Genomic DNA, 20,833 nt, shown 5'->3' with positions numbered 1-20,833 from the left:
TTCACGGCCCCACCTCCATCCGCGCGGAGTCGTCGGCGGGGCCGACGGCCAGCGCACCGGCGCCGCTGCCCGGACCGATGGCGAGCAGGCCACCGTCGCGGGGGCCGCCGAACGGCAGGGCCGCGTCGGCCGGCACCAGTCGCAACGGCGAGGTGGTCAGTCGGTCGCCGGCCCGCGCCGGCAGCGTGAGCCGGAACTGCGCGCCCTGCCCGGGTGCGCCCCACGCCTCCAGCCAGCCGCCGTGCAACCGGGCGTCCTCCACGCTGATCGACAGGCCCAGGCCGGTGCCGCCGGTCTGCCGGGCCCGGGACGGGTCGGCCCGCCAGAACCGGTTGAAGACCAGCTTCTCCTCCCCCGGCTTGAGCCCGACGCCGTGGTCCCGCACGGTGATCGCCACCGCGCTCTGGTCGACGCCCAGCGTGACCCGCACCGGCTTGGCCTCACCGTGCTCGACCGCGTTGCCGACCAGGTTGCGCAGCACCCGCTCGACCCGGCGCGGGTCCACCTCGGCGATCACCGGAGCGTCCGGCAGGTCCAGCTCGATGGTCACCCCGACCCGCTCGGCCAGCCCGGCCAGGCGCTCGACCACCCGGTGCACCACCGGCACCAGATCGGTCGGCTCGCTGTCCAGCACGGCGAAACCGGCGTCGAACCGGCTGATCTCCAGCAGGTCGGTGAGCAGCTCCTCGAACCGGTCCAGCTCGGCCTGGAGCAGCTCGGCGCTGCGCGCCACCGCCGGATCGAACTCGTCCCGTTCCGCGAAGATCAGGTCGGCCGCCATCCGGACCGTGGTCAGCGGCGTCCGCAGCTCGTGCGAGACGTCCGAGGTGAACCGGCGTTGCAGCCGGGACATCTCCTCCAGCCGGAGGATCTGCCGTTGCAGGTTGGTCGCCATCTGGTTGAACGAGGCAGCGAGCAGGGCCAGGTCGTCCTCACCGGAGACCACCATGCGCTGGTCGAGCAGGCCGGCGGAGAGCCGCTGGGCGGTGCGCGCGGCCACCCGGACCGGCGTCACCACCAGCCGGGTCACCAGCGCGGCCAGCAGGCCGAGCAGGAGCACCAGCGCGACGCCGGTGGCGACCACGGTGGCCCGGGCGTCCGCCGCGGTGGCGTCCTGCCGGGCCAGGGGTACGAGGTAGTAGAGCTCGACCTGCCCGAACCGGGTGGGCACCGGGGAGCCGTAGACCAGGTACTTCGTGCGGTCGTCGCCGAGCGTGCCGGTGCGGATCTGGTGGGCCACCTTGCCGGACGCCACGGTGGCCCGCAGCTCGTCGCCGATCACCGGGCGCACCGGCACGTCCGGGGAGACGCGGGGCTCGATGAACTCGGCGAAGTTGTCGGCGGTGATCGCCACCACCACGCCGCTGGTCTGCGCCGGATCCCCGCCGGCCAGGTAGTTGACCGTGCCGTCGATGGTGTCCTGGAGCTGGGCCTCCTGCGGCTGGCTGTAGAGGTTGAACTGCTTCGCCGCGTACTCGCTGCCGTTGCTCAGCCGCATCCGCACGTCGGTCTCGGCGTTCTCCAGCAGGATGTTGGTGATCTTGTCGGCGATCAGGTAGGCGAAACCGCCCACCAGCAGACTCGACGCCACAAGTGTGATGGTGACCACGCGGACCTGGAGCGACCGCCGCCAGGCCTGGCGCACACCGGCGGCGAACCGCGCCGACCGGCCGGCCAGCGCGCGCCAGAGCGCCCGCGCGGCACGTAGCCGGCGGGGCGAGGCGGTCGGCGGGTCGGGCAGCGGGGCGGTCAGCACAGTGCTGACCAGGTTATCCGGTGCCTGCCTTGTAGCCCACGCCCCGGACCGTGAGGATGATTTCGGGTCGCTCCGGATCCGGCTCGATCTTGGCCCGCAGCCGCTGCACGTGCACGTTGACCAGCCGGGTGTCGGCGGCGTGCCGGTACCCCCACACCTGCTCCAGCAGCACCTCCCGGGTGAACACCTGGCGGGGCTTGCGGGCGAGCGCGACCAGCAGGTCGAACTCCAGCGGCGTCAGCTTGACCTCCTCGGCGTCCCGGCTGACCGTGTGCGCCGGCACGTCGATGGTGATCTGGTTGCCGGGCGGGCCGATGGTGAGCAGCTCCGGCGCGACGTCCTCGCCGCGACGCAGCCGGGCCCGCATCCGGGCCACCAGCTCCTTGGGCTTGAACGGCTTGACCACGTAGTCGTCGGCGCCGGACTCCAGCCCCAGCACCACGTCGACCGTGTCGCTCTTGGCGGTCAGCATCACGATCGGCACCCCGGACTCGGCGCGGATCGCACGGGCCACGTCGATGCCGCTCATGCCCGGCAACATCAGGTCGAGCAGGACGATGTCGGGCCGGCTGTCGCGGAACGCGGCCAATGCCCGTTCTCCGTCGGCGACGAAGGACGGCACGAAGCCCTCGCTGCGCAACACGATGCCGAGCATCTCGGCAAGGGCGGGGTCGTCGTCGACCACGAGTACGCGGGCTCTCATGGGGTTTATCGTTCCATCCCCGTTCATCTGGAGGGTCGGAGTCTTTCCCGGCACGGTAGCGCCGAGCGCGCCCCCGCACCACAGCTGACGGCGTGGTCACCAGCGTGGCGCGCCGCGACGGACGGGTCCACCGGATGCGGACCCGCCGTGCAACCATGATCCCCCGGGTGCCCCGCCGCCCGCCACCTCTGCTGCCCTGCCCGCCCAGGAGTACGCGTGTCCGACGTCGGCCCGACCGCGGTGCTCCCGCGCCGTCCGCTGACCGTGGGTGAGCTGCTCGACGCCGCCGTGCTGCTGCTCCGCGACCAGGCCCGGGTGCTGCTGCCACTCGCCGTCGCGCTGGCCCTCGCCGAGCAGGCCGTGCTGTACCCGGTGCGGCTGCTCGCCGGCGCGCACCCGCCCGGCTGGTGGCCCGCCGGCGGGGAGTCGTTCGGCTGGTACTGGCTGCTGCTCGCGGCCGGCGCCGGGACCGAGGCGGCGATCATCGCGCTGCTGGGCAACCCGGCCGCGCGGGGCGGCGCGGCGGCGCTGCTCGGCCACCGCCGCGCGCCGTCGGAGTTGCTCCACGAGGCCCGTCCGGGCGCGACGCTGCTGGCCGCGGGCGCGGTCGGGCTCGCCGTCGGGCTCGCCGGGCTGGCCGGGCCCGCCTGGTTCGTCGCGTACGGGCTGCTCGGCCTCGTGGTGCCGGTGCTCGTGCTGGACGGGGTGCCGGCGCACCGGGCACCGGGACGGGCGATCCGGCTGGCCGGCCGGGTGGGCGGGCGCGCCGCCGCCGTCCGGCTGCTCGGCTATCTGGGCTGGTGGCTGGTCCGGGTCGGCATCGGGCTGGGCGTCCCCTACGGTCTCGGGCTGCTCGACCTGTTCGACGTGTCGGCCTGGGCGCTGCCGGTCGCCGTCGTCGCGCAGGCGGCGGTGAACGCGCTCGCGTACCCGGCGTTGGCCTGCCTGGACGCGGTGCTGCACCTGGAGACCCGGATGCGCACCGAGGGGCTGGACATCCGGCTCTCCCGGGCGCCGGCCGGCGTCCCGGAGCCGGTGCTGCTGGCGGTCGAGCGGTGAGCCGCTGGTGGACCGAGACGGTCGCCGCGCTGGGTGACGTGGTGCCGCTGCCGCTGGTCGCGCTGCTCCTGCTGGCCGCCGCGCTGCTGACGGCGCTGGCCTGGCACTCCTTCCCGGCCTGGGTGCCGCGCCGGCTGCCCCGGATCAGGCTGCCCCGGCTCCGGGTTCGACTGCCCCGCTTCCGACTGCCCCGGCTCCGGCGACCGCGGATGCGCCTGCGCCTGCGTCGTCCCGCCCGCCGGCGGCGGCCCGACCCGCCGGTGCGCGTCCCCGCGCCCCGGGCCGCGCCGCCGGCACCCGTCGGCGGCCCGGCGACGGCCGACCGGTTGGCCGCCGAGGGCCGCTACGCCGAGGCGGTGCGGGAACGGCTCCGGGACATGGTCCGGCTCCTGGTCACCCGGCAGGTGGTGGAGCCACGGGCCGGGCTCACCGTCACCGAACTGACCGAGGCGGCGGCCCGGACCCGCCCGGCGGTACGGCCCACCCTGCACGCCGCCGGCACGATCTTCTCCGACCTCTGGTACGCCCAGCGACCCGCCACCGCCGGCCACGACCAGCGGATGCGCGCGCTCGCCGCCGAACTGCGCCGGGAACTGACCGGCGAGGAGGACCCGTGGTGACCGTCGCCCCCGCCCCGGCCCGGCCCGCGGCCCCGCCGGCGTCCCGCCGCCGGTGGCACCGGACCGTCGTCCCGCTCGGGCTGGCCGCGCTGCTGATCGGGGCCACCGTGGTGCTGCACGCGGTGGACCAGCCCGACCCGGACGAGCGCGGCTTCCTCTCCCCCGTCGCCGGCGACGACGACGGCGGCAGCCGGCTCGCCGAGGAGCTACGCGCGCAGGGCGTGCCGCTACGCCGGGAGACCGACACCGCCGGGGCGCTGCGGGCCGCCCGTACGGCGCCGAGCACGCTCTTCGTGCCCGCACCCGACCTGGTGCACCCGGACACGCTCACCGGGCTGACCGCGCTGCCGCCCGGCAGCCGGCTGGTGCTCGTCGAGCCGTCCCGCCGGGTGCTGGCCGAGCTGGGCACCTCGGTCGAGCCGGCCGGTCGCCGGTGGGCCACCCGGGCGCTGCCGCCGGACGCCGGGGGCGCGGAGTGCCGGCTGCCCGAGGCGGTCCGCGCCGGCACCGCCGCGGTCGACCACCAGCGGTACGCCGGGCCCGAGCGCGCCGACCGCTGCTACGGCGGCGCGCTGCTCCGGATCCCGGCCGGCACCGAGGTGGTGCTGGTGGGCGCCAGCGACCCGTTCCGCAACGACCGGATCGACGAGTGGGGCAACCGGGACCTCGCCACCGGCCTGCTCGGCGCCACCGGTCGTCCGCTGGTCTGGCTGGACCTGCCCGCGCCCGACCCGGCCCCGACCGGGACCGGCGCGTCGCGGACCACCGAGAGCGAGGCTCCGCCGACGCCCCGCCGCACCGCCGAGCGCCCCGACCGGGCGGACCCGCCGCGGCGCGCCGACAACCCGCTGTGGGACGCGTTCCCGGCCTGGTTCTGGGCGATCCTGGCGCAGCTCGCGCTGGCCGGGCTGCTGGTGGTGCTCTGGCGGGCCCGCCGCCTCGGGCCACCGGTGACGGAGCCGCTGCCGGTGACCGTCCGCGCCGCCGAGACCGTCCGCGGCCGGGCCCGCCTCTACCGGCGGGCCGGCGCCCGGGACACCGTCGCCGCGACGCTGCGCGCCGCCGCCCGGGACCGCGTCCTGCCCCGGCTCAACCTGCCGCCCGACACCCCGGACGACGAGGTGGCGGCCCGGGTCGCGGCGGCGACCGGCGACGACCCGGAGCGGGTGGCCGGGCTGCTGCACGGCCCCGCCCCGGACGACGACCGGGAGCTGCTGGAGCTGGCCCGGGCGCTGGACACGCTGACCCGTACCCTGGCCCCGCCCCCGAGCGAAGGAGAACCCCGGTGACCGGACCCGTCATCGCCGCCGAGTCGCCCGCCGCCCCGTCCGACGCCCGCGCCGCCCTGAACCGGCTGCGCGCCGAGGTGGCCAAGGCCGTGGTCGGCCAGGACGCGGTGGTCACCGGCCTGGTCATCGCGCTGCTCTGCCGGGGGCACGTGCTGTTGGAGGGCGTCCCGGGGGTGGCCAAGACGCTGCTGGTGCGCACGCTCGCCGCCGCGCTCGACCTGGACGCCAAACGGGTGCAGTTCACCCCCGACCTGATGCCCGGCGACGTCACCGGCTCGCTGATCTTCGACCCGCACACCGCCGCGTTCACGTTCCGCGAGGGGCCGGTCTTCACCAACCTGCTCCTCGCCGACGAGATCAACCGCACCCCGCCGAAGACGCAGTCCGCGCTGCTGGAGGTGATGGAGGAACGGCAGGTCACCGTCGAGGGCGAGCGCCGTCCGCTGCCCGAGCCGTTCATCGTCGCGGCCACCCAGAACCCGGTCGAGTACGAGGGCACCTACCCGCTGCCCGAGGCGCAGCTCGACCGCTTCCTGCTCAAGCTGACCGTGCCGCTGCCGGGGCGGGACGAGGAACTGGGTGTGCTCCGCGCGCACCACGCCGGGTTCGACCCACGTGACCTGCGCGCCGCCGGCGTACGCCCGGTGGCCGGCGCGGCCGACCTGGCCGCCGCCCGCGCGCAGGCGCACGCCGTGCACGTGGCCGAGCCGGTGCTCGGCTACATCGTGGACCTCTGCCGGGCCACCCGGGCCGCTCCCGCGCTGGAGCTGGGCGCCTCGCCCCGGGGCGCGACCGCGCTGCTCGCCACCGCCAAGGCGTGGGCCTGGCTGGCCGGCCGCGACCACGTCACGCCGGACGACGTGAAGGCGGTGGCCCGCCCGACGCTGCGGCACCGGCTCCGGCCGCGACCGGAGGTGGAACTGGAGGGCGTGACGGCCGACGCCGTGCTCGACTCGGTGCTGGCCACCGTGCCGACGCCGCGATGACCTGGCGGGCGGGCCTGCTGCTCGCGGCCGGCGCCGGAACGCTGCCGGCCTGGCCGGCGCCGTTTCTCGGCGTCGCCGTGCTGACCGCGACGGTGCTGCTGCTGGTCGCCCTGGACCGGGCGCTCGCGGCCCCGCCGCAGGCGCTCACCGCCACCCGCGCCGGCGACCGGACCGTCCGGCTCGGCGGCACCGCCACGGTCACCCTGCACCTGGCCAACCCCACCGACCGGACGCTGCACGCCCAGGTCCGCGACGCGTGGGTGCCGTCCGCCGGGGCGCGTCCCGGGCGGTCGCCGCGGGAGACGCTCACGGTCCCGCCCGGCGGCACGGCCACGTTGCCGGTCCACCTCACCCCGACCCGGCGCGGCGACCGGCCGGCGGTGGCGCTGACCGTCCGCTCGCTGGGGCCGATGCGCCTGGGCTTCCGGCAGCGCGCCGAACGGCCCGGCACGCCACCGTGGACGCTGCGCGTGCTGCCCCGCTTCGACTCCCGCCGGCACCTGCCGGAGAAGCTGGCCCGGCTGCGGATCATCGACGGCGTCCAGGTGACCCGGGGGCGCGGCCACGGCACCGAGTTCGACACCCTGCGCGAGTACGCCGTCGGCGACGACGTCCGGTCGATCGACTGGCGGGCCAGCGCGCGCCGCGCCGACGTGCTGGTGCGCACCTGGCGACCGGAGCGGGACCGGCGGCTCGTCTGCGTGCTGGACACCGGCCGTACCTCGGCGGTCCGGCTCGGCGACGAACCCCGGCTGGACACCGCGATCGACGCGGCGTTGCTGCTCACCGCGCTGGCCGCCCGCGCCGGGGACCGGGTGGACCTGCTCGCCGTGGACACCGCCGTACGGGCCCGGGTGACCGGCGGCAACCGGCCGGCGCTGCTCACCCGGTTGGTCGAGGCGATGGCGCCGCTCCAGCCGGCGCTTGTCGAGACGGACTTCGAGCTGATCGCCGGTGAGCTGCTGCGCCGGGAGCGGCAGCGCAGCCTGCTGGTGCTCTTCACCGCGCTGGACGCGGGCGCGCTCCGGGAAGGGCTGCTGCCGGTGCTGCCGCGGCTGGCCGCCCGGCACCGGGTGGTGCTGGCGGCCACCCACGATCCGGTGCTGGCCGGGCTCGCCACCGCCACCCCGGTCGGCCCCGACGACCCGTACGCGGCCGCGTCGGCGTGGCGGGCGCTGGCCGAGCGGGACCGGGTGCGGGCCGCGCTGTCCCGGCACGGCGTGACAGTGGTGGACGTCCCCGCCGACCGACTGGCCCCCACCGTGGCCGACACCTACCTACACCTGAAATCCCGAGGCCAGCTCTAACCCCCCACCCCCGGCTCCTTCCCCCTGATTCACGGAAACAGTGGCCTTGGCGGGCTCCACAGCCACTGTTTCCGTGAATCTGCGGTCAGTGGCGGAGAGGGCGCGGAGCGGAGGACGCGGCGCGGCGGCCCAGGATGAGCGCGTACGCCAGGAAGGCGGCCCAGACGGTGGCGCCGGCCGCCACCCGCACGGCCGTCGGCACCGGCGCCGGGGTGACGAACGCCTCCAGCAGCGCGGAGACGGCGAACAGCCCGACCAGGCCGACCGCGACCACCATGGCCGACCGCCCCGCCTCGGCGACCGCCCGGCCGCGCCCGAGGTGCGCGGGCGGGGCGATCCACGCCCAGGCGGTGCGCAGCCCGACCCCGGCGGCGACGTAGATGCCGGTCAGCTCCAGCAGGCCGTGCGGCGTGATCAGGCCGAAGAAGACGTCCGCCCGGTCGTAGGAGACCATCACGCCGCCCACCACGCCGATGTTCAGCGCGTTCTGCCACAGCAGCCAGAACACCGGCACCACCAGCACGCCGGCGGCCAGGCACTGGGCCGCCAGCCAGGCGTTGTGCGTCCACAGGTGGAAGGCGAACGTCGGCGCGGCGAACTCGGTGTAGTAGCCGGCGAAGCCGGAGTCGACGAGTTGCCGGGCCGACTCGGCGCCGATGAACGCGGCGGCGGTGTCCGGGTGGCCGGCGACGAACCAGATGAGGAAGACGCTCAACGCGCTGAAGCCGGTGGCGACGCCGCACCACCACGGCCAGGCCCGGTAGAGGGCGGCCGGCAGGTCGGCCAGCAGGAACCGGCGTACCGCCGCCCAGGACGGCCGGGGCCGGCCGATGATCCGGGCGCGGGCGGCCAGGACCAGGTGGGACAGGTGACCGAGGAGCGCGGGCTCGGGGGCGCGGCTGCGCAGCACGGACAGGTGGGTGGCGGTGCGCTGGTAGAGCGAGACCAACTCGTCGACCTCGGCCGCGTCCAGCCGGCGCCGGCCGGTCAACTGCTCCAGCCGCCGCCACTGCACACCGTGCTCCGCCACGTACGCGTCGAGATCCACTCGTTCATGGTGTTCACTGTCGGGGTGCGCGCGCAACCTCCCCCGCCCTCCCGCTGGGCCGACGCCGGTCTGGTCAGCGGCGAGGCGGTGGAACTGGACGTCCGGGCCGCCCGGCTGGGTTCCCGGGTGCTCGCGCTGCTGATCGACCTGGTCGTCCAGCTCGGCTTGGCGCTGGTGCTCGGTGCGGCGCTGTCCATGCTGGTGCTCGCGCTGCCGCCGGACCTGATGGACGCCGCGCTGGCCGGCGGCCTCCAGGTCGTGCTGCTAGTGCTGGTGCTGGTCGGCTACCCGGTGGTGATGGAGCGGTTCGCCGGCGGCCGGACGGTGGGCAAGCTGGCGGTGGGACTGCGGGTGGTACGGGCCGACGGCGGGCCGGTCGGGGTCGGGCAGTCGCTGGCCCGGGCGCTGGTGGGCGTCGCGGTGGAGTGGCCCGGCCTGGTGCTGCCGCTGCTGAGCTGGGCGGCGACCGTGACAGTGATGCTCACCGACCCGCGCGGCCGACGGTTGGGCGACCTGGTGGCCGGCACGCTCGTGGTGCACACCCGGGGCGCGTCGGTGTGGCGGCCGTTGCCGCCGGCCGTGCCGCCGCTGCTCGCCTGGGCGGGCACGCTGGACCTGACCCGGGTGGACGACGGGCTCGCCCTGGCCGTCCGGCAGTACGTGGACCGGCTCCCCCAGCTCGCCGCCGCGGACCGGGTGCGGCTGGGCCGGGAGCTGTGGGCGGAGGTGGCCGCGGTGACGTCACCGCCGCCGCCGTGGACCGCGCCGGAGTGGGCGTACCTGGCCGCCGTGCTGGCCGAACGCAGGCGACGGGCCGGGTACCGGCTGGGCCGGGCCCGCGCGGTCAGCGGCGCGCTCTGGCCGGAGCTGGCCCCGGCCCCGGCCGCGTCGCCCGGCGTTCCGCTGCGGCGGGCCGCGCCGGAACCCGCCGGTCCCGATCCGGTACGCCGCTGAGCGCGGCAGGCCGGCTCAGGGGCCGGGCCAGCTCGGGAGACCGGGCCGGCTCAGGAGAACAGTGTCCGGCCCCACCAGTCGGCGGCGTCGCGGACGCCCGGCGGGCAGGCGAACAGGCCGCTGGAGACGTGGCGGAGGTACTCGTTCATCGCGTCGTTGCGGGCCAGCCGCGTCTGGATCGGCACGAACTGCTTGCGCGGGTCCCGCTGGTAGGCGATGAAGAACAGCCCGGCGTCGAGCCGGCCCAGCCCGTCCGAGCCGTCCACGAAGTTGTAGCCGCGACGCAGCAGGCGGGCGCCGTTGTTCTGCTCCGGGTGGGCGAGTCGCACGTGCGCGGTCGGCGCGATGACCGGCTCGCCGTCGTCGCCCTTGGCGGCGAAGTCCGGCTCGTCGAACTCGTCGCGCCGGCCGAGCGGGGCGCCGCTGCCCTTGGTCCGGCCGGTGATCATCTCCTGCTCGGCCAGCGGGCTGCGGTCCCAGGTCTCGATCAGCATCCGGATCTTGCGGGTGACCAGGTAGGAGCCGCCGGCCATCCAGTCCGGGCCGTCGCCGGGCTGCACCCAGAGCTGCTCGCGCAGCAGGTCGGCGTCCTCGGCCTTCAGGTTGGCGGTGCCGTCCTTGAAGCCGAACAGGTTGCGCGGAGTGGCCTGGTCCCGCGACGTCGACGAGGTACGCCCGAACCCGAGCTGCGACCAGCGGACGCTGACCACGCCCATGCCGATCCGGGCCAGGTTACGGATGGCGTGCACCGCCACCTGCGGGTCGTTGGCGCAGGCCTGGACGCAGATGTCGCCGCCGGACAGCTCCGGCTTGAGCGCGTCGCCGGCGAAGTGCGGGAGGTCGGCCAACGCGGCGGGGCGGCGGTCGGCGATGCCGAACCGGTCCCGGCCCTGGGCGTCGCGGAACAGCGACGGGCCGAAGCCGACCGTGACGGTGAGCTGCGACGGGGGCAGCCCGAGCGCCTCGCCGGTGTCGTCCGGCGGGGCTTCCGGCACGCCCCCGACCGCACCGATCAGCCCGGCGTCCTTGCCGGCGGTCATCCGGGCCGCGGCGGCGGTCCACTCCTGGAGCATCGCGACCAGCCGGTCCCGGTCCTTGGTGACCACGTCGAACGCGACGAAGTGCAGCCGGTCCTGGGCCGCGGTGGTGATGCCGGCCTGGTGTTCGCCGAGGAACGGCACCGCCCCGGCGGCCGTCTCGGTGGCCGACGCCTGGCCGCCACCGGCGATCAGCGCGCCCGCGCCGGCCGCCACCGCGCCGACACCAGCCGCGCCGACACCGGCCAGGGTCATCGCCCGCCGGCGGGAGATCCCGCGACCGGGCTGCTCGCTGTTCGGCTCGCTCGTCGCGTCACCGCCGGCCGGGGTGCTCATCGCGCGACGGCCGCCGCGATCTTGCTGACCGGCTCGGCCAGCGCGTTGATGCTGTCCGACAGCTCCTTCAGCTCGGTCTTGCTGAGCTGGGTGTGCAGCTTCCAGCCGTCCCCGGCCCGGTGCTTGCCGAGCGCGGCCTCCACGTTGGCGAACTCGGCGTCGAGCTGCTTGACCAGGTCGGGCGCGCGCTGTTCCAGGGCCGGGCGCAGCGCGCCGACGGCGGCCTTCGAGCCCTCCAGGTTGGCGTTGAAGTCCCAGAGGTCGGTGTGCGAGTACCGCTCCTCCTCGCCGGTGATCTTGCCGCTGGCAACCTCGTCGAGCAGTGCCTTGGCGCCGTTGGCGAGCTGGAGCGGGGTGAGCTTCTCGGCGTCGGCCTTGGCCACGATCGCCTTGACGTCGACCAGGAGCTGGTCGGCGATCGGGCCGTCCTTGCTGATGTCGCCGGTGGTCCAGAGGTCCTTCTCGATCCGGTGGAAGCCGGTGAACTCCATGCCCTCCTCGACCACCTCCTCGCGACCGTCGATCTTCGGGTCGAGGTCGCCGAAGCTCTCCGCGACCGGCTCGATCCGCTCCCAGTAGGTGCGGGCCACCGGGTAGAGCGCCTTGGCCTTGGCCACGTCGTTGCCCTTGACCGCGGCCACGAACTCCTCGGTCCTGGTCAGCAGCGCGGCGGTCTGGCTGCGTACGTAGCGCTGGTAGCTGGCGGTGGCCTCGGTGAGCGCGGCGTCCGGCGCGACGCTCGCGGCGGTGCCGCTGACCTTCAGCGCGCCCCGGATGCCCCGGCCGCTCATCCCCGGCTTGCAGGCGGTCTCGTACGTCCCGGCGGGCAGCTCGACGCGCAGTTCCCGGCTCAGCCCGGGGGCGATGTTCTCCACCTCGCCCATCACCCGGTCGCCGGCGGCGTAGACGTAGAACTCGTTGACCTTGGAGCCGTTGTTGGTCACCTTGAACGTCACCTGACCGGCGTCGATCTCGGTGCTGCCGACCTCGCAGGCGCTGTCCGTCGCCTTGACGGCGATCGGACCGCCGGCGGTCGCGTCGGCGTCGTCACCACCGCCGCAACCGGTCAGGCCGGCGACGGCGAGCAACCCGGCGGCGGCGGGCGCGACGAATCGAGTGGTACGCATCGGTGCGGGATCTCCTCGGAAACGGGCGGTCAGGCGCGCGGGGACGGGACGGCGGCGGCGTCGACGGCTGCCGGCGCGGGCTCGGGGGTGGTCGCGGTGGTCTCGACCGGCGCGTTCCCGGCCGGGGCGGCGGTCGGCGCGTTGGCGGCCGGGGCGGCGGAGGGCTTGGCCGGCGCGGCGGAGGGCTTGGCCGGGGCGGCCGGCTTGCGCAGGAAGAGCACCAACACCGGCACCGCGTACGCGACCCAGGCGACCAGTTCCAGCACGGTCGGTGCGGCGGTGATGTTGAACATGCCGGCGAGCAGCGCGCCGTACCAGGCGTTCGGGTCGAGCGTGGCGGAGATGTCGAAGGCCTGGTTGTTCAGGCCGGGCAGCACGCCGGCCTCCTGGAAGTCGTGCACGCCGTACTTGAGGATGCCGGCGGCGACCAGGATCAGCAGCGCGCCGGTCCAGGTGAAGAAGCGACTCAGGTTGATCTTCAGGGCGCTGCGGTAGAGCAGGAAGCCGATCACCACGGCGGTGGCGATGCCGCCGACCAGGGCGAGCAGCGAGCCCGCGCCGGTGCCGCCGGCCACGCTCTCGGCCGCGGCGTAGAAGATCAGCGCGGTCTCCAGGCCCTCCCGGACCACCGCGAGGAAGGCCATGCCGGCAACCGCCAGCGACCCGACGGCGAGCGCCTCGGTGAGCTTGCCGCGCAGCTCGCCCGCGATGGAACGGGCCGCCCGGCGCATCCAGAAGATCATCCAGGTCACGAACACGACGGCGGCGACCGAGGTCACCGCCTCGAAGAACTCGCGCGACTCGGAGGTCCGCAGCAGCGAGGTCGAGGTGTACTGGATCAGCGAGCCGAAGACGACGGAGAGCACCACGGCCAGGCCGACGCCGGCCCAGACCTGGGGCAGCCGGTCACGCCGTTGCGACTTCACCAGGAAGGCGACCAGGATGCTGACCACCAGGGTCGCTTCCAGGCCCTCCCGCAGGCCGATCAGGTACGTGGCGAACATCCGTAACTCCGTAGTCGGTCAGGCATGCCTCAGTTAACTTAGGGCAGCCATACCTTGCTCCTGTTCCGGCACGGCGTCAAGTTGTTCACGGCAACGTCACCCCGCCGGCCGCGACCGTCGTCCCAGCCTCGTCCCGGGCCGGCCGGATCGGACAGGGCCGGAGGACCCGTTCGTCCCCGCGTACGCGAGAAGGGACCGGGACGGCCGCGCGGCGGCCGACCCCGGTCCCTTCCGGGAGTGGAACTCAGTAGCGGTAGTGCTCCGGCTTGAACGGGCCCTCCTGGGAGACGCCCAGGTAGGAGGCCTGCTCCTTGGTCAGCGTGGTCAGCTTGGCGCCGAGCGCGTCCAGGTGCAGCCGGGCGACCTTCTCGTCCAGGTGCTTGGGGAGCACGTAGACGCCGATCGGGTACTCCCCGGTCTTGGTGAACAGCTCGATCTGGGCGATGGTCTGGTTGGCGAACGAGTTCGACATCACGAAGCTCGGGTGCCCGGTGGCGTTGCCCAGGTTCAGCAGGCGACCCTCGGAGAGCACGATGATGGCGTGGCCGTCGTCGAACCGCCACACGTCGACCTGCGGCTTGATGTTCTCCCGGGTCACGTCGCCGCGCTTGGCCAGGCCGGCCATGTCGATCTCGTTGTCGAAGTGGCCGATGTTGCCCACGATGGCCTGGTGCTTCATCCGGGCCATGTGCTCGTTGGTGATCACGTCGAAGCAGCCGGTCGCGGTGATGAAGATGTCGGCCTGCTCGACCACGTCGTCCAGCGTGGCGACCTGGTAGCCGTCCATCGCGGCCTGGAGCGCGCAGATCGGGTCGACCTCGGTCACCACGACCCGGGCGCCCTGGCCACGCAGCGACTCGGCGCAGCCCTTGCCCACGTCGCCGTAGCCCATCACGACGGCCATCTTGCCGCCGATCAGCACGTCGGTGGCCCGGTTGATGCCGTCGATGAGCGAGTGGCGGCAGCCGTACTTGTTGTCGAACTTGCTCTTGGTCACCGAGTCGTTGACGTTGATGGCCGGGAAGAGCAGCGTGCCGGCACGGTGCATCTCGTAGAGCCGGTGCACACCGGTGGTGGTCTCCTCGGTGACGCCCTTGATGCCGGCGGCGATCCGGGTCCAGCGCTGGTTGTCCTCGCCGAGCGAGCGGTGCAGCACCTGGAGGATGACCGCGTACTCCTCGGAGTCGGCGGACTCGACCGGCGGCACGACGCCGGCCTTCTCGAACTCGGCGCCCTTGTGCACGAGCAGCGTGGCGTCGCCGCCGTCGTCGAGGATCATGTTCGGGCCCTGCCCGTCGGGCCAGGCGAGCACCTGCTCGGTGCACCACCAGTACTCCTCCAGCGTCTCGCCCTTCCAGGCGTAGACCGGGACGCCGGCCGGGGCCTCCGGGGTGCCCTCGGCGCCGACCACGATGGCCGCGGCGGCGTGGTCCTGGGTGGAGAAGATGTTGCAGGACGCCCAGCGGACCTGCGCGCCGAGCGCGACCAGGGTCTCGATCAGGACGGCGGTCTGCACGGTCATGTGCAGCGACCCGGTGATGCGGGCGCCGGCGAGCGGCTGGGCGTCGGCGAACTCGCGCCGGATCGCCATCAGGCCGGGCATCTCGTGCTCGGCGAGCCGGATCTCCTTGCGCCCGAACTCGGCGAGCGACAGATCCGCCACCTTGTAGTCGCCCTCGGCGAGGGTGCTCGGCCGGGCGCCGGACGGCGCGCCGCTGGGGGCCGCCGGAAGCGTGCTGGTCATGGAAGCTCCTGTCGAACGAAGGGCTGCGCAGCCTTCCACCTTACGCGCGTGGGCCCGCTCACCCGGCTCCGGTTGGCGCAGGAGCGGCGAACAGCGCACGGGGGCGGACGGTCGTGGACGACTTTCCGTCCACGGCCCGGCCACCCCCGTGCATCCCCCCGGTTTGGATCCCCGCGCGTTCCCGGACGTTCGTCGCGACAACGCTGCGTACACAAAGAGTCACACTGAGCGACCGACCCGTCAAGCGGTTCCGGGAAATCGGCGCCGCGGGCTCAGGGCAGGCCGCAGGTCGCCACGAACGCCTCGCCGTCGCCGGTGAGCACCAGCGGGCCACCGGCGGCGGTGCCGACCGCGGACCGACCCGCCGCCAACGTCACCACACCGACCCCGTCGTCCACGGTCAGCTTGCCGGCCCCGCAGAGCACCACCCGCGGGCCGGGCAGCGTGAACCGCACCTCCGGCGACCCGGCGCCCACCACCACCCGGTGCAACGCGAAATCCTCCACCGGCACCGGCCAGGTGGACACGCCGGGTGCCACCGGTTCCGGCCGCAGCACCGGATCGGTCAGCACCTCGAACCGGAGCACCCGCAGCAACTCGTCCACGTCGATCCGCTTCGAGGTCAACCCGCCGCGCAGCACGTTGTCGCTCGCCGCCATGATCTCCACGCCGGTGCCGCGCAGGTAGGCGTGCAGGTTGCCGGCCGGCATCCAGATCCCCTCGCCCGGCGCCAGCCGCACCCGGTTCAGCAGCAGCGCCACCACCACACCCGGGTCGGTCGGATAACCGGCCGCGAGCGTGCGGACCAGCGCCGCGTCCGGGGACGCCGGCCCGGCGGTCGCCGCCGCCAGCACGGCCGTCACCAGCCCGGCACGCTCCGACTCCGGCCAGCTCAACAGCGCGCGTACGGCCTCCCGCAGCCCCGCCGGACCGCCACGCAACGCGGCCACCACCGGCGCCAACGCGGGTACGCCGAACCCGGCGAGCACCGCCGCCGACTCGGCCGGGTCCCGGAAGCCGCAGAGCGCGTCGAACTCGGAGAGCGCCACCAACAGCTCCGGCTTGTGGTACGGGTCGACGTAGTTGACCCGCCCGGTGTCCGCCGCGTGCCCGGTGCGGGCCTGCTCGGCGTCCGGATGCGCCTGAAGGCTCAGCGGCGCGTCGGCGGCCAGCACCTTCAGCAGGAACGGCAGCCGGGTTCCGAACCGGCCGACCAGGCGCTCACCCAGCCAGTGCCCCGGCTCGGCCAGCAACAACTCGGTGAGACTCACCGGGCCGCCGTCCCGGTCGACGGTGGCCGGGGCGCCCGGGTGGGCGCCCAGCCACAGCTCGGCCTCCGGCCCGTCGCTCGGCACCGCCCGGCCCTGCAACCGCGCGATCGCGGTGCGCGAGCCCCAGGCGTAGTCCCGGATCCGGCCCTGCATCAACTCCATCGGTCAGCTCCCGGGCCGCCCGGCCACCTCGTCGGCCGTCACCTCGGTCCCGCCGGCGCGCTCGGTCGCCGCCTCGGGCACGGCGGTGTCCGCCGCCTGACCGGTGCCCGCCCGCTCCGCCGCCGCGCTCCAGATGTCCGGCTCCAGGTAGATCACCCGGGCGATCGGCACCTCGCGGCGGATCCGCGCCTCGACCGCGTTGATGCCCCGGGCCAGCTCCTCCGCGCTCTCGCACGCCGGCACCGCGATCTTCGCGGCCACCAGCAGCTCCTCCGGGCCGAGGTAGAGCGTCTTCATGTGGATGATCCGCTCGACCTCCGGGCCGCCGGTGACGGCCTGCTCGATCTTGGCCAGCTCGCTGCGCTCGGCACCCTCACCGAGCAGCAGGCTCTTGGTCTCGATCGCCAGCGTGATCGCGATGATCACCAGCAACACACCGATCATCGCGGTGCCGGCCGCGTCCCACATGCCGTTGCCGGTGATCAGCGTCATGCCGACGCCGAACAGCGCGAAGACCAGACCCACCAGCGCGCCGAAGTCCTCCAGCAGCACCACCGGCAGCTCCGGGGCCTTGGCCCGACGAATGAACCGGACCCAGGTCTGCTTGCCCCGGATCAGGTTCGACTCCTTGATCGCGGTGCGGAACGAGAAGCTCTCCATCACGATCGCCGAGAGCAGCACCACCACCGGCACCCACTGCCACTCCGTGATCGGGTGCGGGTCGGACGCCTTGTGGTACGCCTCGTAGAGCGCGAACAGCCCACCGAGGCTGAACAGCACGATCGCCACGATGAACGCGTAGATGTAGCGCTCCCGGCCGTAGCCGAACGGGTGCTGCGGCGTGGCCTCCCGCTTGGCCCGCCGGCCACCGATCAGCAGCAGACCCTGGTTCCCGGAGTCGGCCACCGAGTGGATCGACTCCGCCAGCATCGACGACGAGCCGGTCAGCAGGAACGCGATGAACTTGGTGACGGCGATGCCGAGGTTCGCCGCCAGGGCGGCGACGATCGCCTTGGTGCCCCCGTTTGCGCTCATGCCCCGCCTCGCTCGATGCCGCACATGCTCACTGGTTTGCCAGCTCCTTCATTTCCGTGATGGCCGGAACCGCCATCGGGTCCAGCCCGTGTGCCAGGGCGAGGTAGATCGAGGCGAAGTCCGGCACCGCCACCAGCGACGCGAGCCGCTCCAGCGCGGAACCACCCTCGGCGGTCACCACGTCGCAGCGCACCCCGCGCCGCTCGGCGAGCGTCTGCACCGCGTCCGCGCGGCGCTCCTCCACCGCCAGCGGCTCGTCGGTGTCGTCGTCGGCGTTGAGGCCGCCGTCGCGCAGCAGCACCAGCCGCAGCCGGATGCCGTCCGGGTCGGAGTCGTCGGGGTCGGCGAAGATGTCCCGCTCGCCCTCGGCCAGCCCGCCGAAGACGCCATCGAGCAGCCCCACCCGGCCCCGGCCGGCCTCGCCCAGCGCACCGCTCACCACCGGGTAGCGGGAGTTCGCGGACAGCGTGTCACCGAACCGGCGAGCGGCCACGGTGGCCAGCGGGGACGAACCCCACACGATCGGGATCGACCCGGCCAGCCCCAACGCGAGGGACTTCGCCGGATTGACGAACGACTCGGCGGTCGGCCGGCACCGGTCGGCGTCGGCGTCCAACCGGGCCGCGGTCTCGGCCAGATCCGCCTCGTTGACCTTCACGAGGCCGAGCGTACGGGCGGCGAGCAGGACCGGCACGGTGAGCGCCCACAGGCTGGCCCGGGCCGGGGCCCGCCGCGGCACCGGGATGAACGGCGCGCGGGCCCGCTCCGCCACCGACTGGAGTTGCGAATCCGGAGCGCCGACCGCGACCAGCCGGGCGCCGCGCCGGTGCGCCGCCTCGGCCGCGCCCAACGCCTCCGGGCTACGGCCGGAGGCGCTCACCGCGATGACCACGTCCGCCGCGCCCACCCAGCCGGGCACGCCGGCGCTGCGGTGCGGGATCACCGGCACCGGGCAGCGCGGCCCGGCGACCGTGGCCAGCACGTCCCCGGTACGCCCGGCGGTGCCGATGCCGGCGATGACCACCGCCCGGGGTCGCCCGTCGTCGGCCAGCACGGACAGGTTCGCCTCGGCGGCCAACGCCGCCGACTCGCGTACCTGGGCGCCGGCGGAGGCGGTGAACCGCAGCATCCCGCCCGGATCCCGCTCGCCGAGCTGCGCCGGATCGTCCAGCAGGGCCTCGTCCGCGTGCCGGTGCCCGCTCACCCCGGCCGTACCGTCCATCACCGCGACGACCCGCCCCGCGCGTCGTCAGCCGCCGGACCGCCCCGCGCCTCGTCCAGGAGCAGCACCGGGACGTCGTCCCGGACCTCGAAGACGCGACCGCACTCGGTGCAGGTCAACGTCTGCGCCTGCGGGTCGTAGTCGAGCGGGGCGTGGTGTGTGTCCGGGCAGGCGAGAATCTCGAGCAACTGCGGGTCCAGGGCCACGGCGCGGCTCCTTCCACGTATGTGGTCTCACCGGTCGGCGGTGCCGTCCGGCGCACGCGATCTTAACGGCGAACCGGCCCCGGCACCCGGCCCCGTTCGACACCCGGCCGGCCGGGTCCACCCATGGTCACGGTAAACCCGGGAGCCGTCGGGTCCGGCTCAGTCCGGCATGCGGGGCAACAGGCTGGTGGCGTCCCCGTCCGCGGGGGGCGCCGGCGGGGACCCGGCGGGCGGCGTCCCGTACACGTTGCCGGTCGGGCGCGGTGGCGTGGCGCCGCCGCCGTACACCGTCGGGGCCGGCCCGGGCGCCCCGGAACGGTAGGTGGTGCTGCTGCGGGGCAGCGGGACCGGGGGATGCTCGACCACCGGGCCGTCGTCCGTCCGGTCCGCGCGGCTGCGGCGCACCAGCAGGACGATCAGCGCGACGCCGACCAGGACCAGCGCGATGCCGAACCACATGATCATGGAACCTCCGAAGGACGAATCGTCGGCCGCGGCACCGGCGGCCGGCTCGACGGCGGCGACCACCGCCGACGTGCCCGCCGTCTCCGGCGGCGTGGCGGCGACCGTGCTGGGCGTGGGGGTCGGCGACGGCTTGCGGGAGGGCGTCGGGCTCGGGCTCGGCGTCGGCTCCGCGCCCACCAGCCGGGCCGACCGGCCGGCCCGGCCGAGCACCTGGCCGTTCGCGGCACTCGCCTCACCGGCGATCTCCAGCCGCCCGCCCACGGCGCCGGACAGGAAGGACACCCGGTAGCGCACCGCCGCGCCCTTGCCCTTGCACAGCGGCCGCTCGACCGACGCCACCTGGGAGGTGGTCACCACGCCGCCACCACCGGAGACCGGCACCCCCACCCAGCGGCCACCGGACGCCACCTGCACCCGGACCTGATCGGCCCGCAGACCGTCCAGCCGCAAGCCGAGCGTGGTGCGCAACGACACACACCCCTCGGTGCGCTTGCGCACCTCGACCGTCACCGCGCCCGCCGAGCCGCCGGCCGTGAAGCTGCCCGCCGAGCGCAGCCCGACCCGGTCGCCGTCAGCCAGCGCCGGGGACGCCGCGGCGACCACCAGGCCACCCAGCACCGCACCGGCCGTGGCCCAACGCGCCGCGTGCCGCCTCACCGACATCCCCACCTCACCGTTTCCGTCCCGGACGAGATCCGCCGGTCAGGTTACTACCGGGCCACCCGGGCACCCGCTCATCGAGCGCCCCACATGTGTGCAGCGTTACGTGCCCCGGTCAGCTCCGGTCGCCACCCGCCGCGAGGGCCCGACGGCAGAGCCGGTCGGCCGTCCGGGTGGTCTCCGGCAGCCGGTACCGGGGCGTCAGAGCCAGTACCCGCTCCACCGCCCCGTCCAACCCGATCCGGTGCCCGACGCTGACGAAGACCGGCCGGACCCCGTCCCGGGTCCGCAGCACCCGCCCGACCACCTCCCCGCCGTCCCGCAGGTCGGCCCGGTCGCCGCGCCGTGGGCCCGGCCCGGTCCACGAACCGACGAGCGGCGTCTTGCCCACCCCGATCGCCGGCAGCCCGGTCACCAGCCCCAGGTGGCAGGCCAACCCGAACCGGCGCGGGTGCGCCACCCCGTGCCCGTCACACACCAGCAGCTCCGGGCGGACGGTCAGCCGCTCCAACGCGGTGAGCAGCGCCGGCATCTCCCGGAAGGCGAACAACCCCGGCACGTACGGGAACGCCGGCCGCCCCACGCACACCGCCTCGTCCACCACGGCCAGGGTGGCCGCGTCCAGCACCGTGACGGCCGCCGCGAGCCGGTCACCGCTCTCCGCGTACGCGACGTCCAGCCCGGCCACCGTCGCGGGCGTGCTCGGACCGGGCCCGACCAGGTCGACCCGCGACCGCAACTCCTCCTGTACGCGCAGCGCCTCCGCCACGTCGGCCGGCGGCCGGTACGGAATCCCCGCCGTCGGCGGCCAGGCCTGGTTCCCGAGGCGCGCAGGGTCAGCG

19 protein-coding genes are annotated in these 20,833 nt (G+C 74.8%); 6 read left to right on the top strand and 13 right to left on the bottom strand.

The window, feature by feature from the left end:
* Position 1 precedes the first annotated feature (1 nt).
* A complete protein-coding gene (gene mtrB / locus OG767_RS06185) occupies positions 2-1,756 on the bottom strand; it encodes an MtrAB system histidine kinase MtrB (protein ID WP_405092543.1) in 1,755 nt (584 codons plus the stop codon).
* Positions 1,757-1,769: 13 nt separating this feature from the next.
* Positions 1,770-2,459, bottom strand: coding sequence for an MtrAB system response regulator MtrA (gene mtrA / locus OG767_RS06180; protein WP_091060316.1), 690 nt, complete (start codon positions 2,457-2,459; stop codon positions 1,770-1,772).
* A gap of 216 nt (positions 2,460-2,675) precedes the next feature.
* Here mtrA and OG767_RS06175 point away from each other — a divergent pair, with 216 nt between their 5' ends.
* Genes OG767_RS06175 through OG767_RS06155 form a run of 5 tightly spaced genes read left to right on the top strand, consistent with a single transcriptional unit; the run spans position 2,676 to position 7,720 of the window.
* Positions 2,676-3,518 (top strand): hypothetical protein, encoded by an 843-nt coding sequence (locus OG767_RS06175; RefSeq protein WP_405092542.1) that lies wholly within the window; start codon positions 2,676-2,678, stop codon positions 3,516-3,518.
* Positions 3,515-4,138, top strand: a complete 624-nt coding sequence (locus OG767_RS06170) for a DUF4129 domain-containing protein (RefSeq protein WP_405092541.1) — start codon at positions 3,515-3,517, stop codon at positions 4,136-4,138. Before OG767_RS06175 ends, OG767_RS06170 begins: the two co-directional genes overlap by 4 nt.
* Positions 4,132-5,427 carry a DUF4350 domain-containing protein gene (locus OG767_RS06165; protein WP_405092540.1) on the top strand — a complete coding sequence of 432 codons (1,296 nt, stop codon included), beginning with the start codon at positions 4,132-4,134 and terminating at the stop codon, positions 5,425-5,427. The genes OG767_RS06170 and OG767_RS06165 overlap by 7 nt, the downstream gene beginning before the upstream one ends.
* On the top strand, positions 5,424-6,413 hold the full coding sequence (locus OG767_RS06160) for an AAA family ATPase (RefSeq protein WP_405092539.1): 990 nt from the start codon (positions 5,424-5,426) through the stop codon (positions 6,411-6,413). Before OG767_RS06165 ends, OG767_RS06160 begins: the two co-directional genes overlap by 4 nt.
* Positions 6,410-7,720: a DUF58 domain-containing protein gene (locus OG767_RS06155; RefSeq protein WP_405092538.1), complete on the top strand. Its 1,311-nt coding sequence runs from the start codon at positions 6,410-6,412 to the stop codon at positions 7,718-7,720. The genes OG767_RS06160 and OG767_RS06155 overlap by 4 nt, the downstream gene beginning before the upstream one ends.
* An 85-nt stretch (positions 7,721-7,805) precedes the next feature.
* On the opposite strand, the gene OG767_RS06150 is transcribed toward OG767_RS06155, so the two are convergent.
* Complete coding sequence (locus OG767_RS06150; RefSeq protein ID WP_405092537.1) at positions 7,806-8,768, bottom strand: stage II sporulation protein M; 963 nt, start codon at positions 8,766-8,768, stop codon at positions 7,806-7,808.
* On the opposite strand from OG767_RS06150, the gene OG767_RS06145 reads away from it, so the two are divergent.
* Entirely contained in the window at positions 8,739-9,722 is a 984-nt protein-coding gene (locus OG767_RS06145) for an RDD family protein (protein ID WP_405092536.1), read from the top strand. The two genes, OG767_RS06150 and OG767_RS06145, sit on opposite strands and share 30 nt — an antisense overlap.
* A gap of 50 nt (positions 9,723-9,772) precedes the next feature.
* Here OG767_RS06145 and efeB read toward each other — a convergent pair whose 3' ends face one another.
* The 10 genes from efeB to nfi all read right to left on the bottom strand — a co-directional run bounded on the left by efeB (position 9,773) and on the right by nfi (position 20,784).
* Positions 9,773-11,095: an iron uptake transporter deferrochelatase/peroxidase subunit gene (gene efeB, locus OG767_RS06140; RefSeq protein WP_405092535.1), complete on the bottom strand. Its 1,323-nt coding sequence runs from the start codon at positions 11,093-11,095 to the stop codon at positions 9,773-9,775.
* Positions 11,092-12,222 carry an iron uptake system protein EfeO gene (efeO, locus tag OG767_RS06135; RefSeq protein WP_405092534.1) on the bottom strand — a complete coding sequence of 377 codons (1,131 nt, stop codon included), beginning with the start codon at positions 12,220-12,222 and terminating at the stop codon, positions 11,092-11,094. Before efeO ends, efeB begins: the two co-directional genes overlap by 4 nt.
* Positions 12,223-12,251: 29 nt before the next feature.
* Positions 12,252-13,226 (bottom strand): iron uptake transporter permease EfeU, encoded by a 975-nt coding sequence (gene efeU / locus OG767_RS06130; RefSeq protein WP_405092533.1) that lies wholly within the window; start codon positions 13,224-13,226, stop codon positions 12,252-12,254.
* 244 nt (positions 13,227-13,470) lie between these two features.
* Positions 13,471-14,970: an adenosylhomocysteinase gene (ahcY, locus tag OG767_RS06125; protein WP_405092532.1), complete on the bottom strand. Its 1,500-nt coding sequence runs from the start codon at positions 14,968-14,970 to the stop codon at positions 13,471-13,473.
* A gap of 272 nt (positions 14,971-15,242) precedes the next feature.
* A complete protein-coding gene (gene manA, locus OG767_RS06120) occupies positions 15,243-16,403 on the bottom strand; it encodes a mannose-6-phosphate isomerase, class I (RefSeq protein ID WP_405092531.1) in 1,161 nt (386 codons plus the stop codon).
* A gap of 3 nt (positions 16,404-16,406) precedes the next feature.
* Complete coding sequence (locus OG767_RS06115; RefSeq protein WP_405092530.1) at positions 16,407-17,438, bottom strand: cation diffusion facilitator family transporter; 1,032 nt, start codon at positions 17,436-17,438, stop codon at positions 16,407-16,409.
* Between the two features lie 28 nt (positions 17,439-17,466).
* A complete protein-coding gene (locus OG767_RS06110) occupies positions 17,467-18,663 on the bottom strand; it encodes an SIS domain-containing protein (RefSeq protein WP_107157731.1) in 1,197 nt (398 codons plus the stop codon).
* Positions 18,660-18,866 (bottom strand): Trm112 family protein, encoded by a 207-nt coding sequence (locus OG767_RS06105; protein ID WP_107157732.1) that lies wholly within the window; start codon positions 18,864-18,866, stop codon positions 18,660-18,662. Before OG767_RS06105 ends, OG767_RS06110 begins: the two co-directional genes overlap by 4 nt.
* Before the next feature lie 159 nt (positions 18,867-19,025).
* Positions 19,026-19,994 carry a hypothetical protein gene (locus OG767_RS06100; protein WP_405092529.1) on the bottom strand — a complete coding sequence of 323 codons (969 nt, stop codon included), beginning with the start codon at positions 19,992-19,994 and terminating at the stop codon, positions 19,026-19,028.
* A gap of 112 nt (positions 19,995-20,106) precedes the next feature.
* Complete coding sequence (gene nfi / locus OG767_RS06095; RefSeq protein WP_405094145.1) at positions 20,107-20,784, bottom strand: deoxyribonuclease V; 678 nt, start codon at positions 20,782-20,784, stop codon at positions 20,107-20,109.
* Between the last annotated feature and the right edge of the window lie 49 nt (positions 20,785-20,833).

The organism is Micromonospora sp. NBC_01392 (assembly GCF_045040125.1).
Lineage (GTDB): Bacteria > Actinomycetota > Actinomycetes > Mycobacteriales > Micromonosporaceae > Micromonospora.
This window is presented reverse-complemented; position numbering and strand designations above follow the sequence as displayed.